At 65.7% G+C, this 20,386-nt stretch carries 21 protein-coding genes; 6 read left to right on the forward strand and 15 right to left on the reverse strand.

Going from position 1 to position 20,386, the window contains the following annotated elements; translation table 11 throughout:
* The first annotated feature begins 210 nt into the window (after positions 1 to 210).
* Together G6032_RS01400 and msrA are read left to right on the forward strand one after the other, a co-directional pair.
* Entirely contained in the window at positions 211 to 1,200 is a 990-nt protein-coding gene (locus G6032_RS01400) for a WYL domain-containing protein (protein ID WP_165280348.1), read from the forward strand.
* Between the two features lie 71 nt (positions 1,201 to 1,271).
* Positions 1,272 to 1,922: a peptide-methionine (S)-S-oxide reductase MsrA gene (gene msrA / locus G6032_RS01405; protein ID WP_165280349.1), complete on the forward strand. Its 651-nt coding sequence runs from the start codon at positions 1,272 to 1,274 to the stop codon at positions 1,920 to 1,922.
* Positions 1,923 to 1,937: 15 nt separating this feature from the next.
* On the opposite strand, the gene G6032_RS01410 is transcribed toward msrA, so the two are convergent.
* Entirely contained in the window at positions 1,938 to 2,516 is a 579-nt protein-coding gene (locus tag G6032_RS01410) for a DUF882 domain-containing protein (RefSeq protein ID WP_165280350.1), read from the reverse strand.
* Between G6032_RS01410 and G6032_RS01415 the strand changes: the two genes are divergently transcribed.
* The 3 genes from G6032_RS01415 to G6032_RS01425 all read left to right on the forward strand — a co-directional run bounded on the left by G6032_RS01415 (position 2,515) and on the right by G6032_RS01425 (position 6,196).
* Entirely contained in the window at positions 2,515 to 4,221 is a 1,707-nt protein-coding gene (locus G6032_RS01415) for a L,D-transpeptidase family protein (protein ID WP_165280351.1), read from the forward strand. The two genes, G6032_RS01410 and G6032_RS01415, sit on opposite strands and share 2 nt — an antisense overlap.
* A 275-nt stretch (positions 4,222 to 4,496) precedes the next feature.
* Positions 4,497 to 5,420 (forward strand): ABC transporter ATP-binding protein, encoded by a 924-nt coding sequence (locus G6032_RS01420; RefSeq protein ID WP_165280352.1) that lies wholly within the window; start codon positions 4,497 to 4,499, stop codon positions 5,418 to 5,420.
* Positions 5,417 to 6,196, forward strand: a complete 780-nt coding sequence (locus G6032_RS01425) for an ABC transporter permease (RefSeq protein ID WP_165280353.1) — start codon at positions 5,417 to 5,419, stop codon at positions 6,194 to 6,196. The genes G6032_RS01420 and G6032_RS01425 overlap by 4 nt, the downstream gene beginning before the upstream one ends.
* 65 nt (positions 6,197 to 6,261) lie before the next feature.
* Here G6032_RS01425 and G6032_RS01430 read toward each other — a convergent pair whose 3' ends face one another.
* The 8 genes from G6032_RS01430 to G6032_RS01465 form a co-directional block, all read right to left on the reverse strand.
* Entirely contained in the window at positions 6,262 to 7,869 is a 1,608-nt protein-coding gene (locus tag G6032_RS01430) for an ammonia-forming cytochrome c nitrite reductase subunit c552 (RefSeq protein WP_165280354.1), read from the reverse strand.
* A gap of 92 nt (positions 7,870 to 7,961) precedes the next feature.
* Positions 7,962 to 8,453, reverse strand: a complete 492-nt coding sequence (gene nrfH / locus G6032_RS01435; protein ID WP_165280355.1) for a cytochrome c nitrite reductase small subunit — start codon at positions 8,451 to 8,453, stop codon at positions 7,962 to 7,964.
* 162 nt (positions 8,454 to 8,615) lie between these two features.
* Positions 8,616 to 9,902, reverse strand: a complete 1,287-nt coding sequence (locus G6032_RS01440) for a Glu/Leu/Phe/Val dehydrogenase (protein ID WP_165280356.1) — start codon at positions 9,900 to 9,902, stop codon at positions 8,616 to 8,618.
* A gap of 1 nt (position 9,903) precedes the next feature.
* Positions 9,904 to 11,286: a sodium-dependent transporter gene (locus G6032_RS01445; protein WP_165280357.1), complete on the reverse strand. Its 1,383-nt coding sequence runs from the start codon at positions 11,284 to 11,286 to the stop codon at positions 9,904 to 9,906.
* Positions 11,287 to 11,438: 152 nt separating this feature from the next.
* Complete coding sequence (locus G6032_RS01450; protein ID WP_165280358.1) at positions 11,439 to 12,152, reverse strand: BON domain-containing protein; 714 nt, start codon at positions 12,150 to 12,152, stop codon at positions 11,439 to 11,441.
* Between the two features lie 68 nt (positions 12,153 to 12,220).
* A complete protein-coding gene (locus tag G6032_RS01455) occupies positions 12,221 to 12,397 on the reverse strand; it encodes a DUF1328 family protein (protein ID WP_165280359.1) in 177 nt (58 codons plus the stop codon).
* 221 nt (positions 12,398 to 12,618) lie between these two features.
* Complete coding sequence (locus G6032_RS01460) at positions 12,619 to 12,900, reverse strand: PRC-barrel domain-containing protein (protein WP_165280360.1); 282 nt, start codon at positions 12,898 to 12,900, stop codon at positions 12,619 to 12,621.
* A 91-nt stretch (positions 12,901 to 12,991) separates the two neighbouring features.
* Positions 12,992 to 14,323, reverse strand: coding sequence for a sigma-54 dependent transcriptional regulator (locus G6032_RS01465; RefSeq protein WP_165280361.1), 1,332 nt, complete (start codon positions 14,321 to 14,323; stop codon positions 12,992 to 12,994).
* Between the two features lie 173 nt (positions 14,324 to 14,496).
* Here G6032_RS01465 and G6032_RS01470 point away from each other — a divergent pair, with 173 nt between their 5' ends.
* Positions 14,497 to 15,390 carry an SDR family oxidoreductase gene (locus G6032_RS01470; protein WP_165280362.1) on the forward strand — a complete coding sequence of 298 codons (894 nt, stop codon included), beginning with the start codon at positions 14,497 to 14,499 and terminating at the stop codon, positions 15,388 to 15,390.
* Positions 15,391 to 15,404: 14 nt separating this feature from the next.
* On the opposite strand, the gene G6032_RS01475 is transcribed toward G6032_RS01470, so the two are convergent.
* From G6032_RS01475 to G6032_RS01500, 6 genes are all read right to left on the reverse strand, one after another.
* The gene (locus G6032_RS01475) at positions 15,405 to 15,584 is read right to left on the reverse strand and encodes a CPXCG motif-containing cysteine-rich protein (protein ID WP_240901881.1); all 180 of its coding nucleotides are present in this window, start codon (positions 15,582 to 15,584) and stop codon (positions 15,405 to 15,407) included.
* A 25-nt stretch (positions 15,585 to 15,609) separates the two neighbouring features.
* Positions 15,610 to 16,293: a superoxide dismutase gene (locus G6032_RS01480; RefSeq protein ID WP_346763735.1), complete on the reverse strand. Its 684-nt coding sequence runs from the start codon at positions 16,291 to 16,293 to the stop codon at positions 15,610 to 15,612.
* 90 nt (positions 16,294 to 16,383) lie between these two features.
* Complete coding sequence (locus tag G6032_RS01485; protein WP_206211748.1) at positions 16,384 to 18,039, reverse strand: bifunctional GNAT family N-acetyltransferase/carbon-nitrogen hydrolase family protein; 1,656 nt, start codon at positions 18,037 to 18,039, stop codon at positions 16,384 to 16,386.
* Between the two features lie 172 nt (positions 18,040 to 18,211).
* Positions 18,212 to 18,625: a TrkA family potassium uptake protein gene (locus G6032_RS01490; RefSeq protein ID WP_165280365.1), complete on the reverse strand. Its 414-nt coding sequence runs from the start codon at positions 18,623 to 18,625 to the stop codon at positions 18,212 to 18,214.
* Positions 18,618 to 20,000, reverse strand: coding sequence for a potassium transporter TrkG (locus G6032_RS01495; RefSeq protein WP_165280366.1), 1,383 nt, complete (start codon positions 19,998 to 20,000; stop codon positions 18,618 to 18,620). The genes G6032_RS01490 and G6032_RS01495 overlap by 8 nt, the downstream gene beginning before the upstream one ends.
* 105 nt (positions 20,001 to 20,105) lie before the next feature.
* Complete coding sequence (locus G6032_RS01500; RefSeq protein WP_165280367.1) at positions 20,106 to 20,375, reverse strand: Trm112 family protein; 270 nt, start codon at positions 20,373 to 20,375, stop codon at positions 20,106 to 20,108.
* Between the last annotated feature and the right edge of the window lie 11 nt (positions 20,376 to 20,386).

The raw sequence follows: 20,386 nt of genomic DNA on the forward strand, positions 1-20,386 counted from the left end.
CGGCTCGCGACCGCGGGCGCGCGGGCGCATCGCGTCGCGCCCACCAGAATACGGCGAGCCCGACGACAGCCAGCAGCACGATCAGAAGCTCCATATAGCCAACCTATCGGCCCGCGGGGGCTCAAACTTGAGTCAATTCATGCTGCGGCGCGATAGTGTGGCGTCGCCCGGCGCAGGCTATCATGCGCAAAACTGCTCGGCGCGGAGACAATGGACCGGTCAGAGCGCTTCCACAAGATCATCCGGATGCTCAAGGACCGGAAAGTCGTCTCGCGGGATGCGTTTCTCGCGGCGCTCGAGGTGTCTCGCGCCACCTTCAAGCGGGACCTGGAGTACCTGCGCGACCGCATGGACGCGCCGATCCTTTGGGATGCCGAGTTCGGCGGCTACCGCCTGGCGGCGGCCGGCGGTGCGCCGCAGAACTATGAATTGCCGGGCCTGTGGCTCAATGCCGGCGAATTGCATGCCCTGCTGGCGATGGAGCAGTTGCTCGACGGGCTGCAGCCGGGCCTGCTCGGGCCGCATGTCCGGCCGCTGCGCGACCGCATCCGCCGGCTCATCGAGGTCGGCGACCACTCGGCGGAGGAGGTCGGCCGGCGGATCCGGGTGCTGGAGGTCGGCAGCCGGCCGGTCGAGCCGGATTGTTTCCAGTCGCTCGCTTCGGCGGTGTTGTCCCGACGCCGGCTCAGGATCACGCACTACAGCCGCGTCCGCGGCGTCTCGACGGAGCGCACCGTGTCACCGCAGCGCCTCGTGCATTACCGCGACAACTGGTACCTGGATGCCTGGTGCCACGAGCGCCAGGCCCTGCGCACCTTCTCGGCGGACGCCATCGAGTCGGCGGAGATGCTGGAGCGCGGCGCGCGCGAGATCTCCGACGCGAAACTCGACCGGCACCTCGGCTCCGGCTTCGGCATTTTTTCCGGGGCGCGCACCGACCTCGCCGTGCTGCAGTTCACGCCCGATCGCGCCCGCTGGGTGGCACGCGAATCCTGGCATCCTGAACAGGAGGGCCAGTTCCAGCTGGACGGTTCCTACCTGCTCAAGGTCCCGTATTCGGACCCGCGCGAACTGGTGATGGATATCATGAAATACGGGCCCGATGTCGAAGTGCTCGCCCCGGCCGCGCTGGCGGAGCTGGTGCTGGATCGTCTCGCGGAGGCGAAGGGACGGTACGACGCCCGCACCACGCGGCGATGAATCGACGCTGAAGGGCACCGCGAATCGGTCCATAATGCTTTTTTGCGTCGCTGTTTCCTGGAGCCGTTCCGATGCTAGCCTCACTGCTTGGCCAGAAGACCCGCATGATCACCGCCGACGACGCCCTGCCGGGGCGCGCGACGCCGATGCCCGTGCCCGCGGCCCACTTCGTCAACGGCCGCCCGATGGCGCCGCCCTATCCGGAAGGCCTCGCCTGGGTGGATTTCGGTCTCGGGTGTTTCTGGGGCGCGGAGCGACGCTTCTGGCAAACGCCGGGCGTGTGGGTCACGGCCGCGGGCTATGCCGGCGGCTTCACCCCCAATCCGGACTACCGGGAAGTCTGCTCGGGCCGCACCGGGCACACGGAGGTCGTGCGCGTCGTGTTCGACCCTGCCGAGATCGATTTTGCCGGGCTGCTGAAAGTTTTCTGGGAGTCGCATGACCCGACGCAGGGCATGCGCCAGGGCGGCGACGTCGGCACGCAGTACCGCTCGGCGATCTACACCTACGGTGAGACCCAGCAGGCCGAGGCCGAGGCGTCCGCCGCGGCCTACCAGCAGGCGCTGCGGGCCGCCGGGCGCGGCGAGATCACGACCGAAATCCGTCCGGCCGGGGCGTTCTACTTTGCCGAGGACTACCACCAGCAGTACCTGGCGAAGAATCCGGGCGGCTATTGCGGTATCGGGGGTTGCGGCGTCGACTACGTCGCGCCGGCCGGCTAGGCTTTTTCCGGCCGACTACCAGTAGCGGACGCGGCCGGTGTCGATGTGGATGAAATCTGAGCTCTGGTAATAGCCCACGCCGCCGGCCTTGAGGTCCAGCGCCGCCTGGCGCAGCTGCCGCGTGTCCACGCCCCTGAGACGGATGTCCATGGCGCGCCCCTCCATGTGCAGGCTGCGCTGCGCCACACCGTTGCTGCTGGAGCGGAGCATCTCGTTGGTCTGCGGCGAGCGGTAGGCTGAGATGATCTCGAACGGGCCCTTGCCGCCCGTCGACTGCTGCAGGTGGTGGAGGATATCCAGCAACTGCGGGTCCATCTGGTGTGCTTCGCCGCTGCGGAAGTCCCTCAGGAAGTGGCTGACCTCGTCGAGCGCCGCGGGGATATGGTGGTCGCCCTCTGCGTAGGCCACGCGAAGCTTTTCGCCGGTGTGCGTATGATAGAAGCTCAGGATTCGCGCTGCGGACTGGGTTGCGGACCGGTTGGCGAACGCGCTGGCGGGGAACATCGCCAGCGCGCCGGCGCCCAATCCCGCGAAAACCAGCCGCCGCCGCGCCCGGCCGTGATCGGGCAAGGATTCCTCGCAAAGGTCGCACATGCGCATTTCTCCGGCGCCGGCCCGCCCGGCCGGCAATCTGTTGATCCTGCGTTGCATCACCGCGGTGATGCTATTGGTGGCGCTCGCTCCCCGGGCTCATCCGGAGGCGTTATCGTCGGTCGCATCGGCCGAGCAGCTGCAGCTGCGGATCGGCGCCCTGGCCGAAGATTCCCGCGTCGCCGGCCGGGAGGTAGCCGACCCCTGGTTCCTGGCGCGCTTCTACGAGCGCCGGCAGTTTACCCCGGTCTGGGCCGATCGGGCAAAAATTGACCAGCTCCTTGAGGCGGTTATCGTCAGCGAGCGCCATGGACTTGAGCCGGAAGACTACCACCTCACGATTCTCCGGGAGCTGGCGGCGGCCATGCGTTCCGCGCCTCGCCCCTGGCTGGCCAACGAGCTCGAGATTCTTGCCACGGACGCCCTGGTCAGGCTGGCGTTCCACCTCCGCTTCGGCAAGGTGAACCCGGGGCGCATCGAATCCACCTGGAACTTCAGTCCCGACATGGGCAGCGTCAGCCCGGTCGATGCGATCCAGTCGCTGCTCCGTGCGGACGACCTGGCTGCGGCGGTGGCTGGGAATGCCCCGGACAGTGCGCATTACCGGGCGCTGATGGGCCACCTGGCGGCTTACCGGGAGATCGCTGCGCAAGGCGGCTGGCCGGTCATCGGGCTCGGCGACTCGTTGCGCCTGGGAATGCAGTCGCGCCGGGTGCCGGCGCTGCGCGCGCTGCTGTCGATCACCGGCGACCTGGAGGCGGCCGTGTACGCGGAGGCCCCTGACGTCTTCGACCCAGTCATGGAGGCCGCGGTAAAGCGCTTCCAGGAGCGCCACGGCCTCGACCCCGACGGCGTGGTCGGCCGCCAGACGCTGGTCGAGCTCAATGTCCCGGTCGAGGCACGCATCGACCAGCTGCGCATCAACATGGAACGGTTTCGCTGGATATTCCGGGACCTCGAGCCGCGCTTCCTGCTGGTCAACATCGCCCGCTACCGTGTGCTGCTGGTGGAGAACCAGCAGGTCGTATGGAGCACGCGCGCCGTGGTCGGCCGCCCGTACCGCCAGACGCCGGTGTTCAAGGCGCGCATGACTTACCTGGAGCTGAATCCCACCTGGACGGTGCCTCCGACCATCCTGCGCGAGGACCTGCTGCCTGACATCCGCCGCGATCCCACAGTCCTTCAGCAGCGCAACATGACGGTGCTGGATCACCAGGGCCGGCCTGTGGACCCTGCCACCATCGACTGGTCGACCGTCACCGGGCAAACGTTCCACCACATGATCCGCCAGGAACCGGGTCCCGACAATGCGCTCGGCCGGGTGAAGTTCATGTTTCCCAACCCGTACCACGTGTACATGCATGACACGCCCGCCCGCAGCTTGTTCGCGCGGGCCGCGCGTGGCTTCAGCTCGGGGTGCATCCGCCTCGAGCGCCCCTTCGAGCTGGTGGAAATCCTGTTGGCCGGCACGCAGTGGAACCAGGCGGCGATCGAGCAAGTCCTCGCGAGCGGCCGCACGCGGGTCGTCAACCTGCCGCAGCCGTTGACCGTGCTGACGCTGTACGGCACGGCGGTGCCGGAGGCCGGCCGTATTCACTTCGCCCGGGATGTTTACCAACGCGATGCCCGGCTGCTGCAGGCGCTGGATGTGCCTTTTGAGTTCAGCCCGCCGGCAGGCTACCAGGAAGCCCTGGATTCGACCGACTGATTCGCCACATTGGTCTATGGTGTGTCGACAGGAGCGGTCCCGGGCGGTCAGACCATGCCGACAGTCACTTTCCCCTCGAATCTGCGCCGCCACCTCGATGTCACCGGCGCCCGGTCGGGTGGCGAGAGCGTGCGCGCGATGCTGGAGGCGGTAAAAATCCGGGAGGTCACGACCGGGTGGCATGCATGTCGCCTGCATGCCACCCGAGAGGGTCACGGACCCGAGTCCCGCTGGCCCGTTACATTGCGGCCGCCTGCCCCGCTAGAATCTCGCCGATGCAGCCGATCATCCACATCCGCAACCTGGGCAAGACCTACGCCTCCGGCCTGAAGGCGTTGCAGAGCATAGACCTCGAGATCCGGCGCGGCGAGATCTTCGCGCTGCTCGGTCCGAACGGCGCCGGCAAGACCACGCTGATCAGCATCCTTTGCGGACTCGTGACGCCCGGCGAGGGCACGGCAGCGGTCGACGGCCACGACATCGTGCGCGACTACCGCGCCGCGCGCGCGGTCATCGGGCTGGTGCCGCAGGAACTGCACACCGACATGTTCGAGACGGTGTGGGACACGACCTGCTTCAGCCGCGGCCTGTTCGGCCTGGGGCAGGACAAGGCGCACATCGAGCGCGTGCTGCGTGCCCTGTCGCTGTGGGACAAGCGACATGAGAAGATCATGACCCTGTCGGGCGGCATGAAGCGCCGCGTGCTGATCGCCAAGGCGCTGGCCCACGAGCCGCGCGTACTGTTTCTCGATGAGCCGACCGCCGGCGTGGACGTCGAGCTGCGGCGCGAGATGTGGGACCTCATGCGCCGTCTGCAGGACGACGGGGTCACGATCATCCTGACGACCCACTATATCGCCGAGGCCGAGGAGATGGCCGATCGGGTCGGCGTCATCCACAAGGGCGCGCTGGTGGTGGTGGACGAGACACGCGCGTTGATGAGCAGGCTCGGGAAGAAGCAGCTCACCCTGCACCTGCAGTCCCCGCTGCAGGAAATCCCGGCGGAACTCGGGCCCTGGGAACTCGAGCTGGACGATGACGGGTGCGAGTTGCGGCTGGAGTTCCGCACGGGCGAGGAGCAGTCCCGCATCCCGTCCCTGCTCAAGCGCATCGGCGAGCTCGGCATCGAGTTTCGCGACCTCAACACGCGGCAGAGTTCGCTGGAGGAGATCTTCGTGGACCTGGTGAACGAGCGATGAGCGCGGCGTCGAGGGTCAACCTGCGCGGCATGCGCGCCATCTACCTGTTCGAGATGGCGCGTTTCAGGCGCACGCTGTGGCAGAGCCTGGCCACGCCCGTCATCACCACCGCGCTGTATTTCGTGGTGTTCGGTTCGGCCATCGGCGGGCGCATCGGGACCATCGACGGCGTGAGCTACGCCGCCTTCATCGTGCCGGGGCTGATCATGCTCACCGTGTTCACCGAGAGCCTGAGCAACGCGGCCTTCGGGATCTACATGCCGAAGTTCAACGGCACCAGCTACGAGTTGCTGTCGGCGCCGATCTCGCCGCTCGAGACCGTGCTCGCCTTCGTGGGCGCCGCCGCGACCAAGTCGGTGATTCTCGGGCTGGTGATCCTCGCGACCGCCGCGACGTTCGTGCCGCTGGAGTTGCAGCATCCCGTCTGGATGTTCTGCTACCTGGTGCTCGTGGCGCTGGCATTCAGCCTCGCCGGGTTCATCATCGGCCTCATGGCGGAGGGCTTCGAGGCGCTGCAGTTCGTGCCGATGCTGGTCATCACGCCGTTGAGCTTCCTCGGCGGGGCCTTCTACTCGATCCGCATGCTGCCCGAGACCTTCCAGGCGGTCAGCCTGTTGAACCCGATCGTCTACGTGATCAGCGGCTTCCGCTGGAGTTTCTACGGCAGCGGCGACGTTTCGATCGGCGTCAGCATGGCGGTCCTGGGGACTTTTCTCGTCGCCAGTTTCGGCTTCGTGTGGTGGGTTTTCCGCAGCGGTTACCGGCTCAAGAGCTGAGCCGGCAACCGCGCTGGTATCCCGTTGGAGCCGCGATCGCAAAGCGCGGCACCCTGTGTCGACGCCTATCTTTCCGGGGTGACGCCCTGCACCGGTTCGACCGGCAGGTCGTCGGTGGCGGGCGCCTCGGGCGCGCGCCAGCGCAGGGCGGCGGCCTGGGCCTGGCGGCTGTAGTCCATCGACTCGGCGAGGATCCGGGCCGCTTCCTGGTCCGCATGGAAACCCTTGGAGTTCTCGCTGCTGATGTAGTCGAGCCGCCACATGGCCTTGCTCTGCAGGTCGAAGATCTCCGCAAGGTCGGCGTCCGTCGCGCCGGCGGCCTTGGCTTCCATGATGGCGTCGAGCATTTCGGTCACAGCCTCGCCGGCACGGTTGGTCAGGGAGACGGTGCGTTCCTGGATCGTCTTGACCCGATCGCGCAGCTCGTCCTCGCTCACGTTATGGCAGGTCTGGCAGGCGCCGTTGATGTTCTCCATCGGGCTGCGCACGTTATGGTTGCTTACCTTCATGGCGCCCTCGCGCTCATAAGGCATGTGGCAGTCGGCACAGCTCACGCCGCTGCGCGCGTGGATGCCCTGGCTCCACAGTTCGAACTCGGGATGCTGGGCCTTGAAGACGGGGGCGCCGGTCTCGCCGTGCTTGTAGTCGAAAAACGGCGTGCCGTCGGGGAACACCTTCTCGCTCCAGACCTGTTCGGCGTCTTCGACCGTCAGGCCTTCGCTCCACGGGAAGGTGAGGGTGTCCTTGTTCGCGCAGTAGTACTCCACGTGGCATTGGCCGCAGGTGAAGGAGCGCATCTCCTGGCGTGTCGCAAGTTCGTTCGGGTCATAGGGTTCGGAGCGGTCTCCCTCGCGCCACTGTTCCACGCTGGGCAGGTGGGATGCGTCGCCGTCGCCGGCGGCGAGGGCGGCCATGCCGAGCATGAAACCGGGCCGCGTGATGCGGATCGCCATGCTTTCGGGATCGTGGCAGTCAATGCAGGTGACGGGATGTGCCTCGCCGATCATGCCGTGGTTCTCGGGCACTTGCTGGCCGGCGTATTCGCCGGTGAAGCCGCCCGCCGGGGCCATCGGGAAGACCGGCTCGTTCTCGCCGGGCGTGCCGTCGGGGGTGGCATACAGCATCGCCAGGACTTCCTGGTAGGGCTTCTGGCTGACCTCCTCGAAGCCGCGGATCACCGCCGGCATGTTGAAGTCTTCCGCCAGCTTCTCGTCGGTCACTTCCTCGCCCATCGCCTCGAGGCCGACGCGACGATAGAGCACCGAGGTCGAGGCATGGCAATGCAGGCAGGCGCCGGCCTGCGGTTTCTGGGTGACACGCTCGGTCACGCCCTGGTCGTAGAGCATGTAGGCGTGGCCACGGGCTTCCCGGTAGTCGATGCTGAAGGCATAGCCGGCATACAAGCGCTTCAGCCAGGGCTGATGGTCCAGCTTGCTCTCCGGCAGCGCGCTGCTGCCGCCGTAGAACTCGTCGCCCGCCGTCGATTTCCAGTCCTCGAAATGGCGCGGCCAGTTCTGGCCCCAGGGCTCGGGATCCGTGCTGATCTCGCTGACCTCGGTCACGCGAACGAAGGGCTGACGCGCGTCCTGCTTGTGGCCGAACATCGTGATCAGCACGTAAGTCACGGCGATCGTGGCGAGGATCGCGACGATGAGCACGAGGCCGAGCAACATCGCGCTCCCGCGTTGAGTGTCTGCCTCGCGCCGGCTCGGTCGGCGGCTGTTCCCTGGTGCTGCTTTCATCATCATGGACCTCAGAAGTATGTCTAGCGCCGGCCTGCGTGACCGACGTCGCTATGGCAATGCACACACAGCTGCACGTCGCCGCCGTGCTCCGCCGGGAGCATGGCGTTGACCAGGTCGCTGTGGCAGGAGAGACACGCGCCCTGCGTCACGCGCCGGTTGCGCGGCTTGATCTTGATGGGCTCGTCAAAATTGCCGGTCGTGAAGGCCAGCGCGTGGAAGAAACCGTTGTCGGCCTTGGTGAGCCATTTGCCGACGAAATCATGCGGCAGATGGCAATCGCCGCAGCCCGCCACATCACGGTGACTGGAGTTCAGCCAGGCATCGAAATGATCCTGCATGACGTGGCAGTTGGCACAGGCCGTGGAGTCCTTCGTCAGGTAGGACAGGCCGTCGCCGTAGCCGAGGGTGAACACGCCCAGCCCGCCCAGCACGCCGACGGCGATCGCCGTGGCGAAGGCCAGGACACGAAGCCCGCGGGGCTTGGGAGAGGGGGCGGCTTGAGACTGGCGCATAATTAATACATTTCGTGTGTATCTTTATGGCGGGCAGTCTCCTCGAGCCGTCGAAAGGTGGCAATACGCAGAATCCGAAGGTTGAGACGGGGCCGGCGAAACCGGCCGGCGTTGAGCGGCGGCCCCCAGGAAACGCCCGGCGGATAGCCGGGATCGCGGCGCTCAGTCGCCGTCGAACAGCGCCGCGGTCCCCATGGCTTCCACCGCGGCGCCGATGCGCTTGAGCACGAGCCCGTAGGCCGCCATGCGTGGCGACAGGGACTTGTCCGCCGCAATGTCCATGACGACGTTGAACTGGTCACACATCCGCTTGTCCAGCCGCGCCAGCACGTCACGTTCCTCCCAGTACTCGCCGCTGCGGTTCTGCACCCACTCGTAGTAGCTGACCGTCACACCACCCGCGTTGGCGAGAATGTCGGGAATGATGGTCACCCCCCGCTCGTCGAGGATCCGATCGGCCTCAATGGTCGTCGGGCCGTTGGCCAGTTCGATGACGGTCGTGGCCTTGATCTGCCCGGCATTGTCGGCGTTGATGACGTCTTCGAGAGCGGCGGGCACCAGCACATCGACGTCCAGTTCGAGCAGTTGGGCGTTGGAAATATGCTCACCGTTCTTTTCATCGCCCACGGAGTGTTCGCAGTACAGGCTCTTCACCTGGCCGTGCTCGTTTTTCGCCCGGATCAGGCGCGGCACGTCGAGACCGCTCTCGTCGTGGACGCCGCCGCCGGAATCGCTGACCGCCACGACGCGATAACCGTTCTCGTACAGGAGGCGGGCCGCCTCCTGGCCGACATTGCCGAAGCCCTGCACCGCGACGGTGGTCTCTTCCGCAACCCAGTCGCGCCGTTTCGCGAGTTCGCGGATGCAGACGTAGCCGCCGTAGCCCGTTGCACCCCGTCGCCCGAGACTGCCGCCCAGGGCGACCGGCTTGCCGGTGAAGGCGGCGGGCGTGCGTTGCCGGACCACCTGAGAGTACTCGTCCATCATCCAGCCCATGATGCGGGCGTTGGTGTACACGTCGGGCGCGGGAATATCGGCCGCCGGGCCGATGAAGTCCGCGATTCTGCGGATGAAGCCGCGGCTGAGCCGCTCGAGCTCCATCTTCGACAGCGATTTCGGGTCCACGGCGACGCCGCCTTTCGCGCCGCCGTAGGGCAGGTCCATGAGCGCGCACTTGCAGCTCATCCAGAGCGCGAGGGCCTTGAGTTCCTCGAGGCAGACGTCCGGGTGGTAGCGAAGTCCGCCCTTGCACGGGCCGAGCAGGTCGCTGTGCTGCACGCGGTAGCCGTCGAATATTTCCAGGCGGCCGTCGTCCATGCGCAGGGGTATCGATACGGCGAGGACCGCGGTCGGATGGCGCAGCCGTTCCAGCGTTTCTGCGCCGACCTCCATGTGTTGCGCCGCTTCGTCGAGTCTGCCGAGGGCGCGTTCGAAAAGTTTCTCTGTCATGTCAGATCACGTTGGCGAGCAGTACCCAGGCGATGCCGAGCGGCGCGATGTATCGCAGTGTGAAACGCCACAGGCCGAACAGCCGGTTGTTTTCCAGGCCGAGTTCCTTGCGCGTCGTCTCCGCCGACACGACCCAGCCGACGAACACGGCGATCAGCAGGCCGCCCAGCGGCAGCAGGAGGTTGGAGGTGAAATAGTCGATCAGGTCGAACACCGTCGATTCGCGAAAGCGCTCGAAACCGCCGAGCGGGAACCAGCCGGCCCAGATGTTGAAAGAGAACACCGTCGCCAGGCCCATCAGCCATGCGGCGGCGCCCGCGATGATCGTCGCGGGGCCGCGGCGCATGCCGTTGTGCTCCTCCGCCCAGGAGACAACCGGCTCCAGGATCGCGATCGACGAGGTGATGGCGGACACCAGCACGAGCAGGAAGAACACGGCGCCGAACAGCGCGCCCGCCGGCATCTGGCCGAAGGCGATCGGCAGCGTGACGAAGATCAGTCCCGGCCCCTCGGCAGGGTCGAGTCCGTTGGCGAACACCAGCGGGAAGATCGCGAGACCGGAGAGCAGCGCAACGCTGGTGTCCGCGCCGGCGATATAGACCGCAGACGAACCGAGGCGGGCGGAGCTGTCGAGATAAGCCCCGTAGGTGATCAGAAGCCCCATCGCGACGCTCACGGAGAAAAAGGCCTGCCCGATGGCCTGCAGCACGACGCCGGAATCGATTTTCGAGAAATCCGCCTTGAACAGGAAGCTGAGGGCGCTGGCCATGTCGCCGGCGATCGCCGCATAGCCCACCAGCATGACCAGCATCACGAGCAGGGCCGGCATGAGAAAGCGCACGGCGCGCTCGATGCCGCGTTTCAGGCCGACCGAGACGATGCCGACCGTCAGGATCATGAAGATGGCGTGGAACAGTGCGAGGCGCCCGGGGGATGCGAGCAGTGCACTGAATTCCGCTGCCACCTCGTCCGGCGAGGCGCCCGAGAAATGGCCCATCGCCATCTTGGGCACGTAACCGAGAGCCCAACCCGCGATCACGCTGTAGAAGGAGAGGATCAGGAAGACCGCGAGCAGGTTCATCCAGCCGACGAATCGCCAGCCCGGATTGGCGCCGGCCTCCCGGGCCAGGGCGAGAAAACTGTTCGGCGGACTCAACCGACCGCGCCTGCCGATCATCAGTTCGGCGATGACCACCGGGATGGCGACCGCCGCCACCGCGACCAGGTACACGACCACGAAGGCTGCGCCCCCGCTGACCCCGGCCGTGTACGGGAATTTCCACAGGTTGCCGAGTCCGACGGCGGCGCCCACGGCCGCCATCAGGAACACGATCCGGGACGACCAGCCCTCGTGGACGTTTGCGCTGCCTTGGCCAGACGCCATGCCTACCCCCGTTATCTCGCGATGCGCCGGGCCGGTCTGTCGCCGGCTTTGCATCCCGGATGATAACGAATATGCGGGCTTCCAGTGGAATGCACCCCGGTTGCGGCAGGCCACCGGGGTGAACGGACCTGGACTTCAAGGCCTGGAAGTCCTCAGTCGTCCTTCACGGCCAGCTCGTTGCGCACGTCCTTCACGCCGGACGTGTTCGCGGCGATCAGTTCCGCCAGTTCGCGTTCCGTGTCGTCATTCACATTGCCCATGAGCGTGACGACCTGCTCGTCGGTATCGACATTTATCTCCAGCCCTGCGGTATTCTCGCTGGCAAGAAGGCGCGCCTTCACGGTGGCGGTGATGCGCGCGTCGTCCGCCGTCGAGGCGAGTCGCTCGGCGATCGTGGCCTGCTCGGTGTCGCCGATGACGCGGATGTCGTTGCGCACCGAGCGAATCCCCTCGATATTGAAGGCGGCCTGTTCGGCGAGTTCGCGTTCCGCAGCGGACTCTACCTCGCCGCCCAGGTAGGCGGTCCCGTCACGCACGTCGGTATCGATCTGCAGGGCGCTGAGTTCGTCGCTCATCGCATAGTGCGTCTCCAGCCGGATATGCGCCTCGATGTCGTCGAAATTGCTGCTGCGACCGCTGCCGTTGATCCCGCCCGCCTGGGCCGGATCACCGTAGCTTGCGTCACTCTGTGATTCATCCGTGGTGGTCTGCGCCTGCGTTTGCTCCGCCTGTTGCGTCTGCTGTTCGGTTCTTTGTGTCTGTGCCCGGGCGTCGTCGGCGGTCTCGTTATCGCGGTCCGCACATGCGCCCAGCGGCAGCAGGAACAACCCTGCGAGCATCAGCGTGGTCTTCCTGGATGGTTTCATGGTCTTTTACCTCTATGCGTTGATTGGTTGCGATGCCCGGCACGGCCAATGCCGAAGCCGGGGTTTCGTCAAGGTCCCCGGCGACGTGTGCCCATCAGGTGGGAGACGAGAGACACGACCAGCAACACGAGGAAGACGAAGAACAGGATCTGGGCGATGCCGGCCGCGGCGCCGGCGACTCCGCCAAAGCCCATGACGCCCGCGATCAGGGCGATGATGAAAAACAACAATATCCAGCCAAGCATGGCGATCTCCTTTTGTATCGATCCGTGAGACAAGCGGTCCCACCGGGCTCTTTGCCATTTCGATGCAATCAACGTGCCAGTGCCCCGATGTACGTGATACGGGCCGCGCCCGCGCCTTTGAGCGTCGGTACTATCGAAAGCCGAGACCGGGCGCGCCGAGCACCGATGGGTGCGACGGGACGGCATGGCTGAGGAAGAGTTTTCAGCGGGAACGGAAGTTTCTACCGCCCGGAGGGGCCCTGTCCGCCGAGATTCTTGAGCCGGCCGAGTGCTTGCCGGCTGATGCCGAGGACCAGTTGCGACTGCGAACGGCGTTCCAGCAGGCTCCACGGCACCGCGACCATGCGCTGGCGAGGCTCCGTCGGCTGCTCGATATGCACGAGCGCGTAACAGATGTTGGCCGCGCCCGGCACATCGAGAATGAGATCTTCAATCCGGCCGACGCGGTCGCCTTCGCGGTCGACGACGGCCGATCCCAGCAGCTCGCTTGCGTGTATCGTCATGCACCTGCGCCTACAACATTGCCCGCTTGAGGACATGCAGGAAGCGTGCCGTCGGCCGGGGAACGGTTTATCCCGGTGACCGCGGGGCGAGTCAGCCCTCGCGGTAGGCCTTCAGCTTCGTGTAGAGCGTCTTCAGGCTCACGCCGAGGGTTTCCGCGGCGGCCTTCTTGTCGCCCTCGAGATGTTCGACGGTCGCGAGGATAGCCCGGCGCTCGACCTCCGCGAGCGGCAGGCCCACAGCGATTCTCAGGTAGTCCCGGTCAACGGGGTTGTCGCCGGCCACGGCAGGTGGCAGGTCGTCCGCCTCGATCGTGTCGGTAGACAAGACGTGCGCCCGCGCGACCGCGTTGCGCAGCTCGCGCACGTTCCCCGGCCAGCTGTGCATGCGCAGCAGTTCCTCGACCTCGGTGGAGAATTCCTTGGCGGTCCCATTGGCTTCGTTCAGCTCGGCAAGGAACAGGTTGGCGAGCACCAGGATATCGTCACCCCGTTCCCGCAGCGCGGGGATGCGGACCGGAAACTGCGCAAGGCGGTAATAGAGATCTTCGCGAAGCAGGCCGGCCTGCACGGCGTCTTCCGGGTCCCTGTTGCTGGCCGCCACCACCCGCACGTCGACGGCAATATCCTCCTCGGCGCCCACGCGCCGAATGCTGCCCGATTCGAGGACCCGCAGCAGTTTGACCTGCAGCGCCGGCGACATCTCCGTGATCTCGTCGAGGAACAACGTCCCTCCCGACGCGGTTTCGAAGAAGCCGATGTGGCGCCGCGTCGCGCCCGTGAAGCTGCCTTTTTCGTGCCCGAAGAGCTCGCTTTCCAGGATCTCGGCGCTGATCGCCCCGCAATTGACCGCCACCAGCGGGGCCGCGGAGCGATCGCTGAGCGAATGTATCATCTGGGCAGCCAGTTCCTTGCCGACGCCGCTTTCGCCGGCCAGCAGCACCGTCATGTCGGTCGGCGCAACCTTGCGCAGCAGCGTGAACAGGCGGCGCATGGGCCGGGAATCTCCGTGCATGATGCCCAGGCCGGCGGCCTTGACGATTCCGGAGATCTCGGCGGCGGGCCGGTTCGCCGCCGCGACGAGCTTTTCCAGTGCCGTGCGCAATCGCTCGATCTTCACCGGCTTGGAGAAATAATCCGAAGCGCCCAGCTGCATTCCCCGCACCGCTGTCTCGAGCTGGGGGTCGGCCGTGATCAGCATGAGTTCGATCACGTTGCCGAGACGGCTGTGCTCGAGGAACGATATTCCGTCGGCGCCGAGCAGGTCGTACTCCAGCACGGCCACGTCGGGCATCTCCCGGAGCAGCGCGCGCTGGGCGTCTTCGAAGCGCGTGACGACCTGCACCGCGCAACCCGTCTCGCGAAATACATCCGACAGGCTGGCGATGGTTTCTCCATCGCCGGAGAACAGCAGGGCGTTGAGCATGGGGTCCCACGGGTCAGTTCCTGTCCCCAGAGTTTAGGAGGCCCGCGGAAAAAAAGTACCTGCAGCGGCCTGAACGCCGAGGCCGTGGCTGCTTACTCCCGTGGCCTGTCTATTATTCAGGTGACGCCGGCAGTGTCCGTGCAGGAAATTTGTTTCAGGTCGGGAGAACGGAGATGACTATCGGGAACGCAGGAAACGGCCGGCGGCCGAGACCGCCTTTCGATCCGCAGGATACGCAGGGACAGCCGGGCATCGAGGCGAAGCTCGATCCCCGACCGCAATACAGCGGCCGGGACTACAAGGCGGCCGGCAAGCTGGAGGGCGAGGTTGCATTGATCACGGGGGGCGACTCGGGAATCGGCCGGGCCGTCGCGGTGTTGTTCGCCCGGGAGGGGGCGGATGTCGCCATCTTGTGCCTGCCGGAAGAGAAAACGGATGCCGATGAGACCCTGCAGGCGATCGAGGCGGCGGGCCGGAGGGGCCTGGTCATGACAGGGGATATCCGGGAATACGCGTTCTGCCAGGAAGCGGTGCGCCAGGTGGTGGCGCATTTCGGCCGGATCAATATCCTCGTCAACAACGCCGCTTACCAGCAGCACGTCGAGAGCCTGGACGAACTCAGCATCGAGCAGTGGGATCGCACCTTCCGGACCAACATCTACGGCTATTTCTACATGGCGAAGGCGGTCGCCAGTCACCTGGATCACGGCGACTGCATCATCAACACGGGTTCCGTCACGGGGCTCCAGGGCAGCCCCGGCCTGCTGGATTACTCAGCCACGAAGGGTGCAATCCACACCTTCACCAAGAGCCTGGCCGCGAACCTCGTCAAGCGGGGAGTCCGCGTCAATTGCGTTGCGCCCGGGCCCGTCTGGACCCCGTTGAACCCCGCGGAACGCAGTGACGAGGAGATCGAGGAATTCGGCGCCCGCGTGCCTTTCGGCCGTCCTGCACAACCGGAGGAAATCGCCCCTGCGTTCGTCTACCTGGCCTCCAGGGCCGATTCCGGCTATGTGACGGGCGAGACGATCGCCCTGCTCGGCGGCGAGATCACGGCAGGGAGCTGAACCACCGGCCGCCGTCAGTCATTTTCCCGGCGCGCATCGAGGCGCAGCCCGCTGTCCTCGTCGAATTCCGCGACGACCAGGATGGGGTTGCAGCAGACGCTGCAGTCCTCGACATAGGACTGGGCCGGGGTAGAGCAATCGACGAGCACCTCCAGGGTCTCCCAGCAATAGGGACACTGCAGGTTCGCTTGCATCAACAAGTCCATGACGACCCGTCCCTCATTGCGCCTGCGCGGCGTCGTACAATGCGGCGACGGCGGGCCAGTTCACCACGTTCCAGAAGCTGTCGATGTAGCGGCCGCGCTCGTTCTGGAATTTCAGGTAATAGGCGTGTTCCCACAAATCGACGCCGAGAAGCGGCGTGCCGCGCTTTTCCACGACGTCCATTAGCGGATTGTCCTGGTTGCTGGTGGTGGTGACGAACAGCGATCCATCGTCTGCCACGCACAGCCACGCCCAGCCGCTGCCGAAGTGGGACAGGCCCGCGGTCTTGAATTCGACGCGCAGCCCGTCCAGTGACCCGAACTTCGCATCGATGGCTTCCTCCAGCGGCCCCGTGGGGAAACCGCCGACCGGAGGCGACATGACCTGCCAGTAGAGACTGTGGTTGTAATGTCCGCCGGCGTTGTTGCGCACGGTCGTCGGCCATGCGCTGATTTCGCCAAGCAGTTCCGTCAGCGAGGTGTTGCCCAGCTCGGTACCTTCCAGCGCCGTCATGAGCTTGGTGAAATAGCCCCGGTGGTGCCGGTTGTAATGGAGCTCCATCGTGCGGGCGTCGATGTAGGGCTCGAGTGCGTCGTATGCATAGGGCAGCGGTTCGAAGGCGAAGGTCGCGACCTCATCCTGCGCGATCGCAGGACCGGCCAGCATGGCGGTCGCGGCAAGGGCAAAGAAAATTCTCATGGCAATCTCCGGCAGGCCCGGGGTTGCGGCATGAATAAGTCGCGGACCTGCGCTTAAAAAAGGTATAGCGCATACCGGAGGCTCTGCCAGTCAGCGTTCGGGTACGGTGCTGTCTGCGGACTCCAGGTCCACGGCCTCGAGCTCCGCCGCCTCCAGGTCTGCCGCATCCTGGTCCGCGACGACCCGGGCGATCTCGCCGCGACGTCGCTCGGCCTCCAGGTCGCTGTCGGCGAGCGGCGCCTTGACGATGATCTCGTAGAGATCGCGGCGCCTGTCCTTCAGGTTGGTCACGCTGCCGATTTCGTGCAGTTCCTTGAGCAGGTCCATGTCGAGGTCGGCGATGACGGTCATCTCGGTGTTTGGGGTGGTCTCGGCCTTGATGGAATTGGTCGGGAAGGCGAAGTCCGCGGGCGTGAATATGGCCGACTGGCCGTACTGGACGTCCATGTTGTGCACCTGGGGGAGGTTGCCGACCGAGCCCGCGATCGCGACGTAGCATTCGTTTTCCACGGCGCGCGCCTGCGAGCAGATGCGCACCCGCATGTAGGCGCTCTGTGTGTCGGTCAGGAAGGGGACGAACAGGATGTGCATGTTCTGGTCCGCGCAGATGCGGGCCAGCTCGGGAAACTCGGCGTCGTAACAGATCAGGATCCCGATGCGGCCGCAGTCCGTGTCGAAGACCGGCACGCGGTCCCAGCCGGACATGCCCCAGATGGAAATCTCGTCGGGGGTCGGGTGAATCTTCCGCGACTGGTCCCAGGTCCCGTCCCGACGCAGCAGGAAGCTGACGTTGTACAGCCGGTCGTGCTCCACCAGCGGCATGCTGCCGGCGATGATGTTGATGTTGTAGGACACCGCGAGTTCCTGGAAACGTGCGCGGATCCACTCGGTGTGCTTCGACACTTCCCGGATCGCTTTCGGTTCATCCAGCTCGTTGAACTCCGCCATCAGGGGGGCGTTGAAGAATTCCGGGAAAAGGATGAAATCGGCCTTGTAAGCCGAGATCGCATCGACGAAGAACTCGACCTGGTCCATCAGCGCCACGCGGTCCGCGAACAGCCGCATCTGCCACTGCACGAGGCCGACGCGCACGACGCTGCGCGGGCGATTGATCAGTCGCGGCTTCTCCTCGTAGTAGATGTTGTTCCACTCGAGCAGCGTGGCGTAGCCGAGCGATTGGGTGTCTTCCTCGAGATAGTTGCGCAGCAGTTTCTTGACGTGGAAACCGTTGGACAGCTGGAAGGTGAGGGTGGGATCGTAGATGTTCTTCAGCCGCACCTGCTCGATGTATTCGCGCGGCGTCATCAGTTCGCCGTATTTCTCGTAGTTCGGAATGCGCCCCCCGGCCATGATCGCCCGCAGGTTGAGGTTCTCGCACAGTTCCTTGCGGGCGTCGTAAAGACGCCGCGCCAGGCGCATGCCGCGGAACTCGGGCCGCACGAACACCTCGATGCCGTACAGCACGTCGCCGTCCGGGTCGTGCGTCTTGAAGGTGTCGTTGCCGGTGATGTCACGGAAACTGTGGTTGTCGCCGAACTTTCCGTAATCGACCACGAGCGAGAGCGCCGACGCCACGACCTTGCCGTTGACCTTGACGCACAGCTGGCCCTCCGGGAATTTCTCCAGCAGTTTCGCGATGTCGGCATGCGGCCAGTAGTCCCGGCCGATGCCCGCGTAGGCCTCCTCCATGGCTTTGCGCAGCTCGCTGTAATCGGCCAGTTCGAGATTGCCGAGTTCGATTTTCATGCCGGATTCTTCGCTCACGCGTTTGCTTCTCGCCAGGTTGGATATGGATTACAAGGGTACTGCCGCCGGCCGGCCGCGGCTACCCGCGGCGCCGCGGGGGCGTATTCGGCAACTCCGCTGACGGACGCATCTCGCGGGACGAGACGACGGGCCACGCACCCGGCTCGGAGTTTCACACGAGATGGTCGGCCACATAGCGTGCCATCGCTTCCTCGGCGAACAGCACTTCGACGTCCCCCAGCTTGCGCAGGATCTTCGCATGCAACTCGTCGATGCCCTTGATCAGCACGCGCTCCGCGCCGTGCTCCAGCGCCAGCATCGTCGTGACGATGCTGCGGTTGGCATGGTCGCCGAGCGAGATGAACACCGCGTCCGCATTCGGCAGATCCAGGGCCTCGAGCACCTCTTCGTCTGCACCGTCGGCCACCAGGGCCTCCGCGAGGCAATGCTCGACCCGTTGCACCGCGGCCTCGTCGATGTCCACGCCGGTGACCTTGTGGCCGTTTTTCGCCAGGCGTTCGGCCAGGGCGCCGCCGAAGCGTCCGAGGCCGATGACGATGAAGCGGGAATGCTTTTTCTCAGCCAATGATCACCTCACTTTGCGGATAGCGGATTTTAGGGCCCTGCGGACGGCGCAGCAGGGAGGAGGCCATCGCCAGCGGCCCGACGCGCCCGAGTAGCATCATGAGGACCACCACGAGTTGTCCACCCTCGCTGAGCCGCCCGGTGGCGCCCGTGGAAAGGCCCACGGTGCCGAGGGCGGAAATCGCCTCGAAAACCACGTCGAGGAACTCTCCCTGCGCGGTCGCCCGCTGCAGATCGCGAGTCTCGAGCACCAGCAGCAGGGCGGCGCCGACGACCAGCACGACGAGATAGGTCGCCGTGACCGTGACCGCGAGCAGCAGGGCGCGGTCGGAGACGCGCCGGTGGAACGCGTTCATCTGCCAGTCGTGGCGCACCAGCGCCTTGGCCTGCAACGCCAGCACGGCGACCGTGGAGACCTTGATGCCGCCCGCGGTAGAACACGAGCTGCCGCCGATCATCATCAGCAGCATGAGGACGAACAGCGAGGGGTAGACCATGCTCTCGATCGGGAGGGTCGAAAACCCCGCGGATCGTGCGGTGACACTCTGGAAAAGCGCGTTGACCACGGCATCGCCCGGGCCCATGTCCGCCAGGGCCTGGCCGCGCTCCAGCCACCAGATGGCAATGGTGCCGCCGATCACGAGAAACAGGGTGGCGGTGACGACGAGGCGCGTGTGGAACCGCAGGCTGCGCCGGTCGCGACCTTTCTTCCTCACGTGGCGCAGGTCGAGCAGTACCGGGAACCCGAGTCCTCCGGCGATGATCAATCCCGCCATCACCAGGATCACGGCGGGATCGCCTGCCCAGGGCGCGAGACTGGCATCCTGCAGCGAGATGCCCGAGTTGCAGAACCCCGATACCGAATGGAACACGGCCCACCAGAGCACGTCGAGGAACGGTCCGTCCCCGAGCCGCGCCAGCAGCAGCGCGATCGCGCCGACCGCTTCGATGGCGAGGGTCACGGCCGCCACCAGGAGGATCAGTCGCTTCACGTCGGCGCCGAGAGGCGCGCCGAGCGTTTCCTTGGTGAGCACATGGAAGCGGACCGGCTGCCTTCCGGTGGCGCTCACGAAGAGGAGCGTACCGATCGACATGATGCCGAAGCCGCCGAGCTGGATGAGCGCCAGGACGACCGCCTGGCCGGTGAAGCTCAGCTGCGACTCGACCGACAGCACCATCAGCCCGGTGACGGTGGAGGCGCTGGCGGCGGTGAACAGCGCATCGATGAAACCGAAAGGCGCCACGCCGGGCGCGCGGCAGGCCGGTAGCAAAAGGACCAGGGTGCCGACAGCGATCAGCCCCAGGTACCAGGAGAACAGCGCACGGGATGGATAGTCGGCGATGACGCCGACGTACCTGACCAGTCGGGTCTGCACGATCGCGGCGGCCTATGCTGCGAACTTGTCCAGAGCATAGACCGTCGGTCGCCGTCTTGCGCGCGGCGGTTCGGAGAGTGGCGTCCCGCCCCTTGCTGCGTGGCGTCAGGCGTCTTGAGCCGTTTCGGGAGCGGCGACGATGGCTTCGTCGGCCAGCATGATGGGAATGCCGTCGCGGACCGGATAGATGCGCGACCCGTCGCTGGTCACCAGCGCAGTCTCGAGCGGCGCTTCGACCTTGCGGCCGTCCGGATGACACAACTCGCCTGCATCGATCGCGGCGTTCAGCTCGCGCAGCCGGTCTTTCGGTGCGACGGTGACGGCCTGTCGGGTCACCGGGCAACGGAGAATTTCGACGAGTTTCCTATCGATCATGTTCGTATTCC

It is taken from the genome of Wenzhouxiangella sp. XN24, from assembly GCF_011064545.1.
Lineage (GTDB): Bacteria > Pseudomonadota > Gammaproteobacteria > Steroidobacterales > XN24 > XN24.

Excerpts from the sequence above, each read along its gene's own strand:
- G6032_RS01400 (WP_165280348.1), top strand. The coding sequence starts at position 211 with ATGGACCGGTCAGAGCGCTTCCACAAGATCATCCGGATGCTCAAGGAC.
- msrA (WP_165280349.1), top strand. The coding sequence starts at position 1,272 with ATGCTAGCCTCACTGCTTGGCCAGAAGACCCGCATGATCACCGCCGAC.
- G6032_RS01415 (WP_165280351.1), top strand. The coding sequence starts at position 2,515 with ATGCGCATTTCTCCGGCGCCGGCCCGCCCGGCCGGCAATCTGTTGATC.
- G6032_RS01410 (WP_165280350.1), bottom strand. The coding sequence starts at position 2,516 with ATGTGCGACCTTTGCGAGGAATCCTTGCCCGATCACGGCCGGGCGCGG.
- G6032_RS01420 (WP_165280352.1), top strand. The coding sequence starts at position 4,497 with ATGCAGCCGATCATCCACATCCGCAACCTGGGCAAGACCTACGCCTCC.
- G6032_RS01425 (WP_165280353.1), top strand. The coding sequence starts at position 5,417 with ATGAGCGCGGCGTCGAGGGTCAACCTGCGCGGCATGCGCGCCATCTAC.
- G6032_RS01430 (WP_165280354.1), bottom strand. The coding sequence starts at position 7,869 with ATGTTGCTCGGCCTCGTGCTCATCGTCGCGATCCTCGCCACGATCGCC.
- nrfH (WP_165280355.1), bottom strand. The coding sequence starts at position 8,453 with ATGCGCCAGTCTCAAGCCGCCCCCTCTCCCAAGCCCCGCGGGCTTCGT.
- G6032_RS01440 (WP_165280356.1), bottom strand. The coding sequence starts at position 9,902 with ATGACAGAGAAACTTTTCGAACGCGCCCTCGGCAGACTCGACGAAGCG.
- G6032_RS01445 (WP_165280357.1), bottom strand. The coding sequence starts at position 11,286 with ATGGCGTCTGGCCAAGGCAGCGCAAACGTCCACGAGGGCTGGTCGTCC.
- G6032_RS01450 (WP_165280358.1), bottom strand. The coding sequence starts at position 12,152 with ATGAAACCATCCAGGAAGACCACGCTGATGCTCGCAGGGTTGTTCCTG.
- G6032_RS01455 (WP_165280359.1), bottom strand. The coding sequence starts at position 12,397 with ATGCTTGGCTGGATATTGTTGTTTTTCATCATCGCCCTGATCGCGGGC.
- G6032_RS01460 (WP_165280360.1), bottom strand. The coding sequence starts at position 12,900 with ATGACGATACACGCAAGCGAGCTGCTGGGATCGGCCGTCGTCGACCGC.
- G6032_RS01465 (WP_165280361.1), bottom strand. The coding sequence starts at position 14,323 with ATGCTCAACGCCCTGCTGTTCTCCGGCGATGGAGAAACCATCGCCAGC.
- G6032_RS01470 (WP_165280362.1), top strand. The coding sequence starts at position 14,497 with ATGACTATCGGGAACGCAGGAAACGGCCGGCGGCCGAGACCGCCTTTC.
- G6032_RS01475 (WP_240901881.1), bottom strand. The coding sequence starts at position 15,584 with ATGCAAGCGAACCTGCAGTGTCCCTATTGCTGGGAGACCCTGGAGGTG.
- G6032_RS01480 (WP_346763735.1), bottom strand. The coding sequence starts at position 16,293 with ATGAGAATTTTCTTTGCCCTTGCCGCGACCGCCATGCTGGCCGGTCCT.
- G6032_RS01485 (WP_206211748.1), bottom strand. The coding sequence starts at position 18,039 with ATGAAAATCGAACTCGGCAATCTCGAACTGGCCGATTACAGCGAGCTG.
- G6032_RS01500 (WP_165280367.1), bottom strand. The coding sequence starts at position 20,375 with ATGATCGATAGGAAACTCGTCGAAATTCTCCGTTGCCCGGTGACCCGA.